This window comes from Limnohabitans sp. TS-CS-82 (assembly GCF_002943475.1).
This window is the reverse complement of sequence record NZ_PTQX01000002.1, coordinates 415,805-431,293: the sequence shown is the minus strand read 5'-3', so window position 1 is coordinate 431,293 and position 15,489 is coordinate 415,805. Positions and strand designations below refer to the sequence as shown.

General features: G+C 56.0%; 17 protein-coding genes. 13 read left to right on the top strand and 4 right to left on the bottom strand.

The annotated features are described in order from the left end of the window. The 11 genes from C5F52_RS06410 (at nt 1) to C5F52_RS06360 (ending at nt 10,441) form a co-directional block, all read left to right on the top strand. Entirely contained in the window at nt 1–672 is a 672-nt protein-coding gene (locus C5F52_RS06410) for a tetratricopeptide repeat protein (RefSeq protein ID WP_104797497.1), read from the top strand. Beyond that, nucleotides 669–1,805: an outer membrane protein assembly factor BamB gene (bamB, locus tag C5F52_RS06405; RefSeq protein WP_104797496.1), complete on the top strand. Its 1,137-nt coding sequence runs from the start codon at nt 669–671 to the stop codon at nt 1,803–1,805. Before C5F52_RS06410 ends, bamB begins: the two co-directional genes overlap by 4 nt. 24 nt (nt 1,806–1,829) lie before the next feature. Further along, nucleotides 1,830–3,170 (top strand): ribosome biogenesis GTPase Der, encoded by a 1,341-nt coding sequence (gene der, locus C5F52_RS06400; protein WP_104797495.1) that lies wholly within the window; start codon nt 1,830–1,832, stop codon nt 3,168–3,170. A gap of 67 nt (nt 3,171–3,237) precedes the next feature. Then, entirely contained in the window at nt 3,238–3,504 is a 267-nt protein-coding gene (gene hfq, locus C5F52_RS06395; protein WP_104797494.1) for an RNA chaperone Hfq, read from the top strand. Nucleotides 3,505–3,579: 75 nt separating this feature from the next. After that, on the top strand, nt 3,580–4,743 hold the full coding sequence (gene hflX, locus C5F52_RS06390; protein ID WP_104797493.1) for a GTPase HflX: 1,164 nt from the start codon (nt 3,580–3,582) through the stop codon (nt 4,741–4,743). Between the two features lie 53 nt (nt 4,744–4,796). Continuing rightward, entirely contained in the window at nt 4,797–6,176 is a 1,380-nt protein-coding gene (gene hflK / locus C5F52_RS06385) for an FtsH protease activity modulator HflK (protein WP_236657750.1), read from the top strand. A gap of 14 nt (nt 6,177–6,190) precedes the next feature. Then, on the top strand, nt 6,191–7,099 hold the full coding sequence (gene hflC / locus C5F52_RS06380; RefSeq protein ID WP_104797492.1) for a protease modulator HflC: 909 nt from the start codon (nt 6,191–6,193) through the stop codon (nt 7,097–7,099). A gap of 12 nt (nt 7,100–7,111) precedes the next feature. Beyond that, complete coding sequence (locus C5F52_RS06375) at nt 7,112–7,306, top strand: DUF2065 domain-containing protein (protein WP_104797491.1); 195 nt, start codon at nt 7,112–7,114, stop codon at nt 7,304–7,306. Nucleotides 7,307–7,355: 49 nt separating this feature from the next. Continuing rightward, nucleotides 7,356–8,522: an ATP phosphoribosyltransferase regulatory subunit gene (locus C5F52_RS06370; RefSeq protein WP_104797490.1), complete on the top strand. Its 1,167-nt coding sequence runs from the start codon at nt 7,356–7,358 to the stop codon at nt 8,520–8,522. A 22-nt stretch (nt 8,523–8,544) separates the two neighbouring features. Continuing rightward, a complete protein-coding gene (locus tag C5F52_RS06365; protein WP_201746972.1) occupies nt 8,545–9,897 on the top strand; it encodes an adenylosuccinate synthase in 1,353 nt (450 codons plus the stop codon). A gap of 19 nt (nt 9,898–9,916) precedes the next feature. Next, nucleotides 9,917–10,441, top strand: a complete 525-nt coding sequence (locus tag C5F52_RS06360) for a phosphoribosyltransferase (protein ID WP_104797489.1) — start codon at nt 9,917–9,919, stop codon at nt 10,439–10,441. Between the two features lie 93 nt (nt 10,442–10,534). On the opposite strand, the gene C5F52_RS06355 is transcribed toward C5F52_RS06360, so the two are convergent. Both C5F52_RS06355 and C5F52_RS06350 read right to left on the bottom strand, forming a co-directional pair. Then, on the bottom strand, nt 10,535–10,960 hold the full coding sequence (locus C5F52_RS06355) for a hypothetical protein (protein WP_104797488.1): 426 nt from the start codon (nt 10,958–10,960) through the stop codon (nt 10,535–10,537). A gap of 92 nt (nt 10,961–11,052) precedes the next feature. After that, a complete protein-coding gene (locus tag C5F52_RS06350) occupies nt 11,053–11,514 on the bottom strand; it encodes a hypothetical protein (protein WP_104797487.1) in 462 nt (153 codons plus the stop codon). Nucleotides 11,515–11,589: 75 nt separating this feature from the next. On the opposite strand from C5F52_RS06350, the gene C5F52_RS06345 reads away from it, so the two are divergent. Further along, entirely contained in the window at nt 11,590–12,801 is a 1,212-nt protein-coding gene (locus tag C5F52_RS06345) for a PLP-dependent transferase (protein WP_104797486.1), read from the top strand. Between the two features lie 27 nt (nt 12,802–12,828). After that, nucleotides 12,829–13,617, top strand: a complete 789-nt coding sequence (locus C5F52_RS06340; protein WP_104797485.1) for a DUF2189 domain-containing protein — start codon at nt 12,829–12,831, stop codon at nt 13,615–13,617. Between the two features lie 3 nt (nt 13,618–13,620). On the opposite strand, the gene mnmH is transcribed toward C5F52_RS06340, so the two are convergent. Next, nucleotides 13,621–14,706, bottom strand: coding sequence for a tRNA 2-selenouridine(34) synthase MnmH (gene mnmH / locus C5F52_RS06335; RefSeq protein ID WP_104797484.1), 1,086 nt, complete (start codon nt 14,704–14,706; stop codon nt 13,621–13,623). Between the two features lie 3 nt (nt 14,707–14,709). Next, entirely contained in the window at nt 14,710–15,270 is a 561-nt protein-coding gene (locus C5F52_RS06330; protein WP_236657780.1) for an arylesterase, read from the bottom strand. Between the last annotated feature and the right edge of the window lie 219 nt (nt 15,271–15,489).

The following is a 15,489-nucleotide window of genomic DNA, read 5'->3' as shown; positions in this document are numbered from 1 at the left end:
ATGTCATCGCACCTCAACCTTGAAGACCAAGAACAAATCGACGAACTCAAGCACTTTTGGAAAAACTGGGGCGACCTCATCACGTGGCTGCTGATTGCCGTGTTGGGCGGCTATGCCGCTTGGATGGGTTGGCAGTCTTACCAAGGCAAACAAGCGGCGCAATCTGCGGCCTTGTATGACACGGTGGAACGCGCCGCGTTGAGTGGCGACATTGCTTTGCTTGACCGCTCGGTGAGCGACATCAAAGACAAATTTGCCGGCACTACTTACGCCCAACAAGCCGCTTTGTTGGCCGCCCGCGTGTACAACGACAAGGACCGCAAAGCCGATGCCAAAGCTCAGCTGAGCTGGGTTGTTGAGAAAGCCAGCGACGAGGGCTACCAAGCCTTGGCACGTTTGCGTTTGGCTGCTTTGTTGGTGGAAGACAAAGCGTATGACGAAGCCCGCAAGCAACTCACTGCCAAAGTGCCAGAAGCCTTCGCCCCCTTGATGGCCGATCGCTTGGGTGACTTGGCCATGTTGCAAGCGCAACCTGCTGAAGCTGTTCAACACTACAAATATGCGTGGAAGGGCTTTGAGCCCAACGCCGAGTACCGCCGTTTGGTGGCTGTGAAATTGTCTGCGTTGGGCGCTGACCCCGAAGACACACCTGCTGTGGAGAGCAAAAAGTGAACACCACACCATTTAGCTGGACATCTCTGACGCGCTTGGCACTGACTGGCGTGTGCGTGGCTTTGGCCGCTTGCTCTGGCCCATCGCGCCCCAAGCCCACTGAAATTCCGGGCGTGCCCGTGTTGCAAGACGTGCGCACCAGCTGGACGGCCAACGTGGGCAAGGTGGATTTCCCCTTGGTCGTGTCTGCGCGTGAAGACCGCATTGCTTTGGCCAACAGCCAAGGCGTGGTGGCCGTTTTGGATGCCACCACAGGCAAAGATATGTGGCGTTTGAAGCTGGATCAAGCCATTTCCGCAGGCGTGGGTAGTGATGGTCAACAGCTGGCTGTGGTCACCCGCAACAACGAACTCGTCACCTTGCGTGACGGCAAAGTGCAATGGCGCAAGAGCTTGCCTGCCCAGTCCTTCACCTCACCTTTGGTGGCCGGTGCGCGCGTGTTTGTGTTGACGGCAGACCGTTCGGTCATTGCCTTTGATGGCGCCACAGGCCGCCAACTCTGGACGCAACAGCGCCCAGGCGAGCCTTTGGTCTTGAAGCAAGCGGGCGTGATGCTGGCTGTGAAAAACACCTTGGTGGTCGGTTTGTCCGGCCGCTTGGCAGGCCTTGACCCCAACACCGGTGTGATTCGCTGGGAGTCCGCCATCGCCACACCGCGCGGCACCAACGACGTGGAGCGTTTGGTCGACTTGGTCGCCCCGTTTGACCGCGTGGGAGACGTGGTGTGCGTGCGTGCCTTCCAGACCGCTGTCGGTTGTGTGAATGCAGACCGTGGTCAAGGCGTGTGGACACGTCCGTCCGCAGGCGAGATGGGCGTGAGTGGCAACGACACCTTGCTGGTCGCGCCACTGTCCAACGGCGTGGTGCAAGCGTTCAATCGCAGCAATGGCGAACGTCTGTGGGACACCGAGCGTTTGAAATACCGCATCTTGAGCGCACCACTGGTCACGCCGCGCGGCGTGTTGGTGGCTGACAACGGCGGCTGGTTGTATTTGCTGTCACTCGCTGACGGCGCATTGCTCAACCGCATCAAGCTCGATACCGAAGAATTGGCAACTGCCCCTGTGTTTGCAGGCGGTCGCTATGTGGTGGTCACACGCGAAGGTCGCGTGACTGGCCTCCAAATCCCGTAATTGGGAAAGTTAAAGGATTAAGTTTTGAAACCCGTATTGGCCTTAGTGGGCCGCCCCAACGTTGGTAAGTCCACGTTGTTCAACCGTTTGACCAAATCGCGTGATGCGATCGTGGCCGACTTCGCGGGCTTGACCCGCGACCGTCACTACGGCAATGCCCGTTTTGACAAGCACGAATTCATCGTCATCGACACGGGCGGCTTTGAACCCACCGCTGACAATGGCATCTACAAAGAGATGGCCCGTCAAACCCAACAAGCCGTGGCTGAAGCCGATGTGGTGGTGTTTGTGGTGGATGCTCGTGGTGGCATTTCGGCCCAAGACCACGACATTGCCAATTACCTGCGCCGCTTGGGCAAGCCCACCATTTTGGTGGCCAACAAAGCCGAGGGCATGAAAGAGGGCGCTCAGCTGGTCGAGTTTTACGAGCTGGGCTTGGGCGAAGTGTTGCCTGTGTCTGCCTCGCATGGACAAGGTATTCGCGACATGATGGCGCAAGCTTTGGCGCCTCTGAATTTGGCTGACCCAGACGAAGAAGATGCTGACGCCGATAACGGCACCATCAAGCTGGCTGTGGCCGGCCGCCCCAACGTAGGCAAATCGACCCTCATCAACACATGGTTGGGAGAAGAGCGTTTGGTGGCGTTTGACATGCCTGGCACCACACGTGACGCCATCAGTGTGCCATTTGAGCGCAATGGCCAAATGTTTGAACTCATCGACACGGCTGGTTTGCGTCGCAAGGGCAAGGTGTTTGAAGCCATTGAGAAGTTCTCAGTGGTCAAAACCCTGCAAGCCATTGAGTCGGCCAACGTGGTTTTGTTGTTGCTTGATGCCACGCAGGGCGTGACTGACCAAGACGCGCACATCGCAGGCTACATCTTGGAAAGCGGCCGCGCTGTGGTGTTGGCCGTGAACAAATGGGACGCCGTGGACTCTTACCAGCGCGAATTGCTGATGCGCTCGATTGAGACGCGTTTGCCGTTTTTGAAGTTTGCGGCCATGCACTTCATTTCCGCCAAGAAACGCCAAGGTTTGGGGCCGTTGTGGGGCGCGATTGCGCAAGCCCACAAAGCAGCCATGTGCAAAATGCCAACGCCTTTGCTCACCCGCTTGTTGCTGGAAGCCGTGCAGTTTCAGTCGCCACAGCGCGGCGGCATGTACCGCCCCAAGCTGCGTTATGCCCACCAAGGTGGCATGAATCCGCCCATCATCGTGATTCACGGCAATTCGCTGGAGCACGTGACCGAAACCTACAAACGGTTCTTGGAAGGGCGATTCCGCAAGGCCTTTAATTTAGAAGGTACCCCCTTGCGAATTGAGATGAAGACCTCAAGTAACCCTTACGCAGGCAAAGACGACTGATATCACAAGCCCTCTAGCTCTGTGGTAACGTGGCATTTCTTTCAACTACACAGACACGGAGCATATCGTGAACACCGAAAACTCAAAGAACAAAGGCCAACTGTTGCAAGACCCATTTTTGAACATCCTGCGCCGCGAGCATGTGCCCGTGTCCATCTACTTGGTCAACGGCATCAAGCTGCAAGGCCAAATCGAATCGTTTGACCAATACGTCGTGTTGCTGCGCAACACCGTGACGCAAATGGTTTACAAACACGCCATCTCGACCATCGTGCCGGGCCGCGCTGTCAACTTCAACCCCACCGACGGCACAGGCAGTTCGCCTGAAGTCTGAGCTTGAACGCTCTGCAAAAAGGGCTGTTTCAGCCCTTTTTTTACGCCTTGTATTTCGTTTTTTTAGATTGAACGCTTGAACGACACACCTCAAAAAACCGCCGGCGCCACCATTTTGGTGGGGGTCGATTTTGGCTTGCCGCATTTCGATGGCGAGCTAGAAGAACTCGGCCTGCTGGCCGAAACCGCTGGCTTAAAGCCTGTGGCGCGCATCACCTGCAAGCGCAAAGCGCCCGATGCTGCCCTGTTTGTAGGCAGCGGCAAAGCCGACGAAATCAAAGAGCTGGCCCTCATGCACGGTGCCACCGAAATCCTGTTTGACCAATCGCTCAGCCCTGCACAGCAGCGCAACCTAGAGCGTCACATGGGCGTGGCGGTGAACGACCGCACCTTGTTGATTTTGGAAATCTTCGCCCAACGCGCGCGCAGCCACGAAGGCAAGTTGCAAGTCGAGCTCGCCAAGCTGCAATACCTCAGCACACGCTTGGTACGCCGCTGGTCGCACTTGGAGCGGCAAAGCGGTGGTATCGGTATGCGCGGTGGCCCCGGCGAGACCCAGATTGAGCTGGACCGCCGCATGATCAATGATTCCATCAAGCGCACCAAAGAACGTTTGGACAAGGTCAAAAAGCAGCGCAGCACCCAGCGCCGCCAGCGCAACCGCCGCGATGCCTTCACCATCTCTCTGGTGGGCTACACCAACGCAGGTAAATCCACCTTGTTCAATGCCTTGGTCAAAGCGCGTGCCTATGCCGCTGACCAGCTGTTTGCCACGCTCGACACCACCACACGCCAGCTGTATTTGGGTAATGCCGATGGCACGGGCCGCTCGGTGTCGTTGTCAGACACGGTGGGTTTCATCCGCGATTTGCCGCACGGTTTGATCGATGCTTTCCAAGCGACCTTGCAAGAAGCGGCGGATGCCACGCTGCTGATGCACGTGGTCGACGCGTCTAACCCCAATTACCCCGAACAAATGGTCGAGGTTCAAAAAGTGTTGGCCGAGATTGGTGCGGCCGATGTGCCGCAGGTCTTTGTGTTCAACAAGCTCGATGCCATGAGCCCCGAAACGCGTCCTGTGCAGTTACAAGACCATTACACGGTAGACGGCTTGAGCGTGCCGCGCTTTTTTGTCAGCGCTCAAACAGGTGAGGGCGTCGCAGCTTTGCGTGAATTTTTGGCACAGGAAGCTCTGTCGACGATGCCTGAAGACCATGCAAATACGCAGGAATTGGAATGAGGCTTGAATCCTTAGGCACAATCGAAGACTTCAAAGAAAAAACAACGATGCGCATGAACTCCAACACCCACACGGTCAGCCCCAAATCTTGGTGCGCGCGACTGCTCGGCATGTTCAACCTCAACGATGGCCGCTGGGGTCGCGACAAAGACGGCAACCCCACGTTTGACCCCAATGGCAGTCAGGCCATTCCGCCTTCGAGCGACGAGAAAAAGCCGCAAGACGAACCCAAGCGCCCACCCGCAGCAGGCGCGGGCGGTCCGCCTGACTTGGATGAGTTGTGGCGCGATTTCAACGCCAAGCTATCAGGCTTGCTTGGCAATAAAAAAGGTGGCTCTGAGCCGCCAAACAACAACGGTGGTCCAACAGGCCCCGACTTCAAAGTGGCGCGTTTTGGCATTGGTGTGATTGGCGCTGTGGTGCTGGCCATATGGCTCAGCACTGGCTTTTTCATCGTGCAAGAGGGCCAGCAAGCGGTCATTACCCAGTTTGGCCGTTACCACTCCACCGTAGGTGCGGGTTTTAACTGGCGTTTGCCTTACCCGTTCCAGCGTCAAGAGCTGGTGTTTGTGACGCAAATCCGCTCGGTTGATGTGGGCCGTGACAACATCGTCAAGTCCACCGGTTTGCGCGAGTCGGCCATGTTGACGGAAGACGAAAACATCCTTGAAATCAAATTTGCCGTGCAATACCGTTTGACAGATGCACGCGCTTATTTGTTTGAAACCAAGAACCCCACGGACACCGTGGTGCAAGCTGCCGAAACAGCCGTGCGCGAAGTGGTGGGCAAGATGAAGATGGACGCTGCCATGTCCGACGAGCGTGACCAAATTGGTCCACGCATTCGCACCATCATGCAAGCCATTCTTGACCAATACAAAGTCGGTGTCGAAGTGGTGGGCATCAACTTGCAACAAGGTGGCGTGCGCCCCCCAGAGCAAGTACAAGCTGCGTTTGACGACGTGCTCAAAGCGGGTCAAGAACGCGAACGCGCCAAAAACGAAGCCGAAGCCTATGCCAACGACGTGGTGCCACGTGCTGTGGGTGCCGCTTCGCGTTTGAAGCAAGAAGCCGATGGTTACAAAGCCCGCATCGTGGCGCAAGCCGAGGGTGATGCGCAACGCTTCAAGTCGCTCGTGGGCGAATACCAAAAGGCGCCACAAGTCATGCGTGACCGTTTGTACATCGACGCCATGCAACAGATTTACAGCAACACCACCAAGGTGTTGGTGGACACCAAGCAAGGCTCGAACTTGTTGTATTTACCCTTGGACAAAATCATCCAGCAAACCAATGCAGCCAATGGCACAGCACCTGCTGCGTCACCTGCTGACGCTGCGCAAAATGCCGCCAACACACCCGCTAACCCAAGCACGCCTGCCACAGATGCGCGCGCACGCGATGGCCGCGCACGCGACCGTGATGGCCGTTGATAGGGGACACGAACATGCAACAAAACAAAATCGGTTTTTACATTTCCTCTGCCTTCGTGGCTTTGGCGCTGCTCAGCTCCACCCTGTTTGTGGTGGACCAACGTCAGTTTGGCGTGGTGTATTCCTTTGGCCAAATCAAGAACGTCATCACTGAGCCTGGCTTGAACATCAAGCTGCCGCCACCGTTCCAAAACGTGAGCTACATCGACAAGCGTTTGCTCACGCTGGACAACGCGGACACCGAGCCCATGCTCACCGCTGAAAAGCAGCGTGTGGTGATTGATTGGTATGCCCGTTGGCGTATCACCGACCCATCGCAATACATCCGTAACGTGGGTCTGGACGAAAACGCCGGCGCTGTGCAGCTGGCCCGTGTTGTGCGCAATGCTTTCCAAGAAGAGATCAACAAGCGCACGGTGAAAGAACTGCTTTCATTGAAGCGCGAAGAGTTGCTGGCCGATGTCAAGCGCGAAGTGTTGACGGCAGTCAAAGGTGCCAAGCCTTGGGGCGTGGACGTGATTGACGTGCGCATCACCCGTGCTGACTATGTGGACGCCATCACTGAATCGGTGTATCGCCGCATGGAAGCCGAGCGTAAGCGCGTGGCCAACGAGTTGCGTTCTACGGGTGCAGCCGAAGGTGAAAAAATTCGCGCCGACGCGGATCGCCAACGCGAAGTGACGGTGGCCAATGCTTACCGCGAAGCGCAAAAAATCAAAGGCGAGGGCGATGCCGAAGCCGCGCGTTTGTATGCCGACTCGTTTGGCCGCGACGCCAACTTTGCTCAGTTCTACCGCAGCTTAGAAGCTTACAAAACCACGTTCAGCAAAAAGAGCGACGTGATGGTGGTCGATCCCTCGAGCGACTTCTTCAAAGCTCTTCGAGGCAGCGGTGGCGGCAGCGCCCCAGCGCCTAAGAAGTAAAAGGCCTCTTGTATGAGCTTTGACAGCGATACGCTGTGGGTCGCGTTCGGACTGATGCTGATTTTCGAAGGTGTCTTTCCGTTCATGTCGCCCCAAGGTTGGCGCGACAAAATGGCGCAACTCATGGTGCTGCAAGACGGTCAGATCCGCTTTTTCGGCTTGGTCTGCGTGATGGTTGGTCTTTTGATGCTCTGGTGGCTGGGTTGAGGGCGTTTAGCCCTGTAAAATCTCGGTTTTAACAGCCTCCCTTAATTACATGTCTGCTTGGGTTCTGCCGGATCACATCGCCGATGTTCTGCCTTCTGAGGCCCGGCACATCGAAGAGCTGCGTCGCTTGTATCTCGACACAGCTAGAGGCTATGGCTACGAGCTGGTCATGCCGCCATTGCTCGAGTACCTCGAATCATTGCTGTCGGGCACAGGCCGCGCACTCGATTTGCAAACCTTCAAACTGGTCGACCAACTCTCTGGTCGTACCTTGGGCCTGCGCGCCGACACCACGCCGCAAGTCGCCCGCATTGACGCCCATTTGCTCAACCGTACTGGCGTGACGCGCCTGTGCTACTGCGGCCCTGTGCTGCATACACGCCCAGACCGCCCATTCGCCACCCGTGAGCCTTTGCAGTTTGGTGCCGAAATTTATGGCCATGCAGGTATCGAGGCCGATCTTGAAGTGCTGCACTTGGCGTTGGACACCCTCATAGCCGTGTCCATCCACCAATTCACGGTGGACTTGAGCGATGCGCGCATCGTGCCCGCGTTGCTGAATGGTGTGACCTTGACGGCTGACGCGCGCGATGCCTTGCACAGCGCCTTGGCCGCCAAAGACACTTCAGGCGTTCAAGCTCTCTCCAAAGACTTGCCTGCCAATGTGCGCACGGCCTTGGTCGCTTTGGTCGGCATGTATGGCGATGCGTCCGTGTTGGCCCAAGCCGAAAAAGCATTTGCTGCATGGCCTGTGGTCATGCAAGCCTTGGCTGAGCTGCGCCAAATTGCCGCGGACTTGAGCGGTGTGGCCGTGACGTTTGACTTGGCCGATTTGCGCGGCTACGCCTACTACAGCGGCGTGCGCTTTGCCATCTTTGTGCGCGGTGCCAGCGACGCCTTGGTGCGCGGTGGCCGCTACGACGAAGTGGGGGCGGTGTTTGGCCGTAAGCGTCCCGCCGTTGGATTCAGTTTGGACTTGAAAGAGTTGGTCAGCGTGGTGCCAGAGCGCGCCCTCAAAGCCGCCATTCGTGCGCCCTGGGGAACCGCCAAAGGTTTGCGCGAAGCCATTGCCACCTTGCGTGCCAATGGTGAAACCGTGGTCTGCGTGTTGCCAGGCCACGAAAGCGAAGTCGATGAATTTGACTGCGATCGTGAACTGATCGAAGTCGCCGGCCAGTGGGCAGTGCAAGCTGTTCCCGCTGGTCAAGCCCTTTAATTTTTTAAGTAATCGAGTGGATATGAGCACTACCCAAGGACAAACCGTGGCTGCAACCAAAGGCCGTAACGTCGTCGTCGTCGGTACCCAATGGGGTGACGAAGGCAAAGGTAAATTGGTCGATTGGTTGACTGAAACCGCCACAGGCGTGGTGCGCTTTCAAGGCGGTCACAACGCGGGCCACACCTTGGTCATCAACGGTGTGAAAACTGCGTTGCATTTGATCCCTAGCGGCATCATGCGCCCTGGCGTGAAGTGCTACATCGGCAATGGCGTGGTGTTGTCTGCACCAAAGCTGCTCGAAGAAATCGCGGGACTTGAAAAAGCCGGCGTGGAAGTGCGCTCACGCTTGCGCATCAGCGAAGCTTGCCCACTCATCCTGCCTTACCACGCTGCCATTGACGTGGCCCGTGAAGCGGCCAAAGAGAAGGCCGGTACGGCCAAGATCGGTACCACAGGCCGCGGCATTGGCCCCGCCTACGAAGACAAAATTGCACGCCGTGCTTTGCGCGTGCAAGACTTGAAGCACCCCGAGCGCTTCGCCACCAAACTGCGCGAGAACCTTGAGCTGCACAACCATGTGTTGACCGACATCTTGCACGCGCCCGCTGTGGACTACGACACCGTCTACAACGAAGCTATGGCCTATGCCAAAGAAATCTTGCCGATGGTGGCAGACGTGTCACGTGAGTTGAACGAAGCCCACAAAGCCGGTGCCAACCTGTTGTTTGAAGGCGCACAAGGCACCTTGCTCGACGTGGACCACGGTACTTACCCCTTCGTCACGTCTAGCAACTGCGTGGCCGGTAACGCCGCTGCAGGTGCAGGCGTTGGCCCTGGCATGTTGCACTACATCTTGGGCATCACCAAGGCGTACTGCACACGCGTGGGCGGCGGCCCATTCCCCACCGAACTCGATTGGGAAAAAGAAGGCACGCCTGGTTACCACATGGCCACCATTGGCGCAGAGAAGGGCACGACCACGGGGCGCTCACGCCGTTGCGGTTGGTTTGATGCCGCGTTGCTCAAGCGCAGCGCACAAGTCAACGGCCTCACAGGCTTGTGCATCACCAAGCTCGACGTGCTCGACGGCTTGACCGAATTGCTCTTGTGCGTGGGTTACGAATTGGACGGCGAAACCATCGACATCTTGCCCATGGGCGCAGACGAGATTTCGCGTTGCAAACCCATCTACGAAACCATCCCCGGCTGGAGCGACACCACCGTGGGCGTGACCGATTACAACAAGCTGCCCAAGGCCGCTCAGCATTACCTGAATCGCATTGCCGAAACCACAGGCGTGCCGATTCACATGGTGTCTACCAGCCCAGATCGTGACCACACGATCTTGCTGACCCACCCCTACATCGCTTAATTTTTAAAAGGACCAAACCATGTTGACCGAAGACGGCAAACACCTGTACGTGTCGTACGACGAGTACCACAACCTCATTGAAAAACTCGCCATCAAGATTCACCAATCGGGCTGGGAATTCGACACCATCCTTTGCTTGGCCCGTGGCGGTATGCGCCCAGGCGACATCTTGTCGCGCATCTTCGACAAGCCTTTGGCCATCATGTCCACCAGCTCGTACCGCGCTGATGCAGGCACGGTGCAAGGCCATTTGGATATCGCCCGCTTCATCACCACACCTAAAGGCGAAATCGCTGGCAAAGTGCTGTTGGTGGACGACTTGGCTGACACCGGCCACACCTTGAAGGCGGTGGTGGACCAGCTCAAGAACAACTACGCACCCATCACCGAATTGCGCACTGCCGTGATTTGGACCAAGGGCGTGTCTGAATTCAAACCTGATTACTCGATGGACTATTTGGCCACGAACCCATGGATTCACCAACCGTTTGAGCCGTATGACAGCATGCGTCCTGCAGCTTTGTTGGAGAAGTGGAAGGTTTAATCTTCTATTGACTACCAAATAAAAAAGACCGCTCTGAGCGGTCTTTTTTATTGTGATGAGCCAATTTCTAAGATGCTCAATATGTCACACTGATTAAAGCGCAGTCGACGCTTCCTTTTTTTGCATTAAGTTTTTTACGCTGTAGATGATGACAATTATCCAGAATAACAATCCGATATAAAAAGTACCACCTGTTTTTCCAGCGTTGTAGTCTGGTAAAAATATAAAAAATAAGGCTAGTGGCCCCAGAATTATGCCGGCGTAATTCCATTTGCTTGTTTTTGGGTGAGTGAGCTCTGGGCTATCGATATCGGACACCTTCGCTTTTTGAGTCTTTTCTAAGTACCAAACAATGGCATACACAAAAGGAAGTAATGCCAAACCTGAAACTAACTTAATTGCAAAAAACCCACCTAGATCATGATGACCGTTGATTAAAGCAATTAGAAATGGTAAGAAGATATATGCGGCCACAAGGCCCGCAGAAATTTTTAATGCGTGTTTTGTTTCGGGTTTCATATTGAGTTCTTAATGAAAAACTTTCAAGTGTATTGGAAACTTAAATTCGACTGTTTCTTGTTTGTTATGTGTGGAGAAATTTTGTGCATGATCTATTTGCTAAGGACTGATGCTAGGCCGGTGATCGCACCGATGACGCCTGTTAGAGCAGAAAGCCATACAGCCCAGTGTGCACGAGCATCATGACGGGCCTTAAGTTCTTGACGAATGTTTTCTCGCAAACTTGCAAAACCTAATGGCGTTAAATAGAAGCAACCGGTATACCTACCTTCATACCAATATTTCGATGTTTTGCCATCGTCTTCGTTTCGATGTGGCACAGATAAATGTAATTGACGAGCTTTTGATAAATATTTATTTGTCAAGAATGCATCTTCTTCTTCCTCATGCAAAGCAATATCAAAAAAATAGTCTTGCTCAAGCGAGCGCATTTTTTCATGATCGCCTGTTTTCCGTGCCATCGAAATTTCTTTAGAGTAAATCTGATCTATCTTCTTTCGCTGCAGAAAAAGTTTGAAATTTCTAGGGAAAGCTAGTTTTAGCAGGTTCGACATGGTGCGAGGGCTTGTTAAAGGAGGAGTCTACTTTACTGTTTTCATTTAACGTTGAGGACTAGTTAATATCGGAGCATGTCACGCAGCACCGATCTCATTCACCATACCTACCTTCCCCCGTCTGAATTTGAAGCACCGCAAGTGGGCGTGTTCAAAGCCTCGACGGTCATCTTTCCGAATGTGGCCGCCATGCGCACGCGTGAGTGGATGGACAAGTCGGCTTACACCTACGGTTTGCATGGCACTCCCACCACGTTCACGCTCGAAGAGCGTTTGGCCACGCTAGAGGGCGGTACGCATTGCATCCTCACACCCAGCGGTTTAGCAGCGATTGCACATGTGGATTTTGCGTTGCTCAAAACTGGCGACGAGGTGTTGATTCCGGATAACGCCTATGCGCCCAACAAGTCGCTGGCCGAAGGCGAGTTAGCTCAGTTTGGCATCACGCATCAGATATACGACGCACTGGATGTGAACGACTTGGCCGCACGCATCACACCGCGCACACGCTTGGTGTGGCTCGAGGCAGCGGGCTCGGTGACGATGGAGTTTCCCAATCTCGTGGCTTTGGTGCAGTTGTGCAAGGCCCGCGGTGTGCTGTGTGCACTCGACAACACTTGGGGTGCAGGCTTGGCCTTCAACGCGTTTGACCTCACGCCAGGGCTGGGCGAGCTTGGGGTGGACCTGACCATTCACGCGCTCACCAAATACCCCAGCGGCGGCGGTGATGTGTTGATGGGCAGCATCGTCACGCGCAGCGATGAATTGGCCCGTGTGTTGAAACTCACGCACATGCGTTTGGGTACGGGTGTGGGCGCGAATGACGCTGAGATGGTGTTGCGCTCATTGGCTTCTCTGCCGCTGCGCTACAAAGCGCAAGACGCGGCTGCACGCACCTTGGCTGCATGGTGCGCTTTGCAGCCTGCATTCAGCCAAGTGTTGCATCCCGCATTGAGCGGCGCACCCGGTCATGCACATTGGCAGCAACTGTGTGTGACACAGCAAGAGCCCGACGGTTTGGCTGCGGGTATTTTCAGCGTGGTGATGGACGAGCGTTTCACATCCAAACAAGTGGATGCGTTTTGCGATGCCTTGCAGCTGTTCAAAATTGGTTACAGCTGGGGCGGCCCCATGAGTTTGGTGATGCCCTACAACATGGCGTCTAGCCGCGCACGCTCGGTGTCGCATAGGCAACGCGGACGCGTGGTGCGTTTTTGTATTGGCCTAGAGAATGTGATCGATTTACAAAATGACCTAGAGCGAGCTCTGAAAGTCGCCAACCTATAAAACCAAACCCGCCAGAAGGGGAGACACATGCAGCAATTGGTACCAGACGAGGCACATGACCGCATTGACATCAACCCGATTGGCTTGAGCGATCCGTTGCGTTGGCTTTGGCGTGGCTTGCGAGACATGGTCTCGCAACCTCTGATTTCTTTGTTTTACGGCGTCTGCTTTTGGCTCATGGCGTTGATCTTGTTGGCCGTGTTCAAAAGCAATCCCGAGTACACCTTGTCGGCTGTGTCGGGTTGTTTGCTGATTGGCCCCTTTTTGGCCATGGGGCTGTATGACGTGAGCATGCACATGGAGCGCGATGAGCCGCCGAGCATGGGCAGTTCGCTCACTTGTTGGGAGTCGCACATCCGTAGCATGAGCATGCTCATCATGGTGATGGTGGTGATGGAGCTGCTGTGGGGGCGCGCATCGTTGGTGGTGTTTGCGGTGTTTTTCAACACGGGCGGAATGCCCACCACCGCCACCGTGCTAGAGGCCGTGTTCAACCCGCAGAACTGGGAGTTCATTGCCGCCTACCTATGCGTGGGGGGCTTCTTTGCTGGGCTGGTCTTCGCCAGCATGATGGTGTCTATTCCGATGATTTTGGACCGTGACACCGATGCCATCACCGCCTGCATCACCAGCTTGCGTGTCTTTGTGGATCACACCGCCGTGTCGGTGTTTTGGGGGGCGCTCATCACAGCCTTGGTAGTGTTGGCGATGTTGCCGTCAGCGGCGGGTTTGCTGGTGGTCGGGCCTTGGCTGGGCTTTGCCAGTTGGCACGCTTACCGGGCTGCCGTGCGTGTGACGGCAGCACAGGCGAGCTAAACCTCAAGCGCCTACTTGGTGGCACAAGGCTTGTGCCACCTGACGCAGACTCTCCGCATGTCGGTTGTCTGCCACACAAGCCGTGGCCTGTCCTGTTTGCGCGAAGTTGCGCACCATGGATGCAGCATAGGTTGGGTCGTAGTGAATCACCAGCAAGTCACGCACAACTTGGTCGATGTGGCCGGTGTGAATTTGTTCTTTCCACGCATCCACCACCGCTTTGCCGCGAATGGCCACCAGCGCATCTAGGCGTCGGCAAAACAAGTCTTGGTCATCGACGAAGAAGTTGTAGTCTTCCATCAGCAAGGCCACGCGTTCATCGAGGCTGAGCTGCAGCTCAAAGCAGGGGCTGTCGCGCATGGCCAGCATCAACGATTCGGGGATGGACAGATTGCCCACTTTGCGGCTTTCAGATTCCACAAACACAGGGCGCGCGGGGTCAAAGCTGCGCAGGGCTTGCCATACCAAGGTGTCAAAGCGTTTTTGGCTGGGTTGAGGTTGCCCAGGAATGTGGCCCAGCACCGAGCTGCGGTGGCTGGCGAGGTCTTCGAGGTCCAACACTTGCGCACCTTCGGCAGCGAGTGCATAGAGCAAACGCGTTTTGCCCGAGCCCGTGGGGCCAGAGATGACTTTGAATTGCAGTGGTGCCACTCGCTTAGGAATGTCTTCCACGATGGCCGCACGAAAGGCTTTGTAGCCACCTTCGATCAAGTTCACCTTGAAGCCAATTTGCCCCAGCACCAACGACAGCGATCCACTGCGCTTGCCGCCACGCCAGCAGTAAATGAGAGGCTGCCAGTTTTTGGGTAGCTCCAGCACTTCGCGCTGGATGTGGCGAGCAATGTTGGCCGCTACCATCGCTGCGCCATGCTTTTGGGCTTCAAACGCGCCTTGCTGCTTGTACATGGTGCCCACGAAGATGCGTTCTTCGTTGTTGAGAGAGGGCCAATTGACGGCATGGGGCAGGTGGTCGAGTGCGTATTCGCCCTCGCTGCGTGCGTCGATGATGGTGCTGAAGCCGCCGGGTTCGCCCAGTGGAATAGCCATGCGGCTGAGCGCGTCTTGCGCTGGAATAAAGGTAACGCTCACGATTTATAAATTCTTTTTAATTTCAGGCCACACGTTGGCCAACATGCGCGGATGCGCTTCTGCTTTGGGGTGGATGCGGTCGGGTTGAAATTGCGCGGTGGCATCGGGTGCATCGGCAATGCCCTTGAGGAAAAACGGGACCAAGCCTGTGCGGTATTTCTTGGCGAGGTTGGCAAACATGACCGAGAACTTGGCGCTGTAGTCTGGCCCATAGTTGGGCGGTATTTGCATGCCCACCAGCACCACGCGTGCATTGACTGCGCGGCAGGCTTGAATCATGGCTTCGAGGTTGTCTTGGGTGCTGTTGAGGTCGAGGCCACGCAAGGCATCGTTGCCGCCAAGCTCAATCACCACTTGCACGGGGCGCACTTGGTCGAGCATGGCGGGCAAGCGAGAGCGGCCACCTGCAGTGGTGTCGCCGCTGATGCTGGCGTTGACCACGCGCACATCGGGGCGCTCGGCTTGCAGCTTATCGGCCAGCAGCGCCACCCAGCCTTTGCCGCGCGGAATGCCGTACTCGGCACTGAGTGAATCGCCCAACACCAGAATGGTGGCAGCAGGCATGGTGCCTGGCGCGGGTGCAGAGCCGGGCGGTGGTACGTTGTTTTGTAGAGGCTGGCCACGGCGGCGGTGTGGGCCGGTGGAGGTGATGTCGCCCTCCATGCCTTGGCCAGTGGATGTGATGACGCTTTGTTGGGCCGAGACTTGGCTCACGCCCAAAGCCCCTAGCAAAGCGGCGCCCAGTGCGCCCAAGTTAAAGTCACGTCTTAACCACCCATTGCG

Excerpts from the sequence above, each read along its gene's own strand:
- C5F52_RS06410 (WP_104797497.1), top strand. The coding sequence starts at position 1 with ATGTCATCGCACCTCAACCTTGAAGACCAAGAACAAATCGACGAACTC.
- hflK (WP_236657750.1), top strand. The coding sequence starts at position 4,797 with ATGAACTCCAACACCCACACGGTCAGCCCCAAATCTTGGTGCGCGCGA.
- hflC (WP_104797492.1), top strand. The coding sequence starts at position 6,191 with ATGCAACAAAACAAAATCGGTTTTTACATTTCCTCTGCCTTCGTGGCT.
- C5F52_RS06375 (WP_104797491.1), top strand. The coding sequence starts at position 7,112 with ATGAGCTTTGACAGCGATACGCTGTGGGTCGCGTTCGGACTGATGCTG.
- C5F52_RS06370 (WP_104797490.1), top strand. The coding sequence starts at position 7,356 with ATGTCTGCTTGGGTTCTGCCGGATCACATCGCCGATGTTCTGCCTTCT.
- C5F52_RS06365 (WP_201746972.1), top strand. The coding sequence starts at position 8,545 with ATGAGCACTACCCAAGGACAAACCGTGGCTGCAACCAAAGGCCGTAAC.
- C5F52_RS06360 (WP_104797489.1), top strand. The coding sequence starts at position 9,917 with ATGTTGACCGAAGACGGCAAACACCTGTACGTGTCGTACGACGAGTAC.
- C5F52_RS06355 (WP_104797488.1), bottom strand. The coding sequence starts at position 10,960 with ATGAAACCCGAAACAAAACACGCATTAAAAATTTCTGCGGGCCTTGTG.
- C5F52_RS06350 (WP_104797487.1), bottom strand. The coding sequence starts at position 11,514 with ATGTCGAACCTGCTAAAACTAGCTTTCCCTAGAAATTTCAAACTTTTT.
- C5F52_RS06345 (WP_104797486.1), top strand. The coding sequence starts at position 11,590 with ATGTCACGCAGCACCGATCTCATTCACCATACCTACCTTCCCCCGTCT.
- C5F52_RS06340 (WP_104797485.1), top strand. The coding sequence starts at position 12,829 with ATGCAGCAATTGGTACCAGACGAGGCACATGACCGCATTGACATCAAC.
- C5F52_RS06330 (WP_236657780.1), bottom strand. The coding sequence starts at position 15,270 with ATGCCTGCTGCCACCATTCTGGTGTTGGGCGATTCACTCAGTGCCGAG.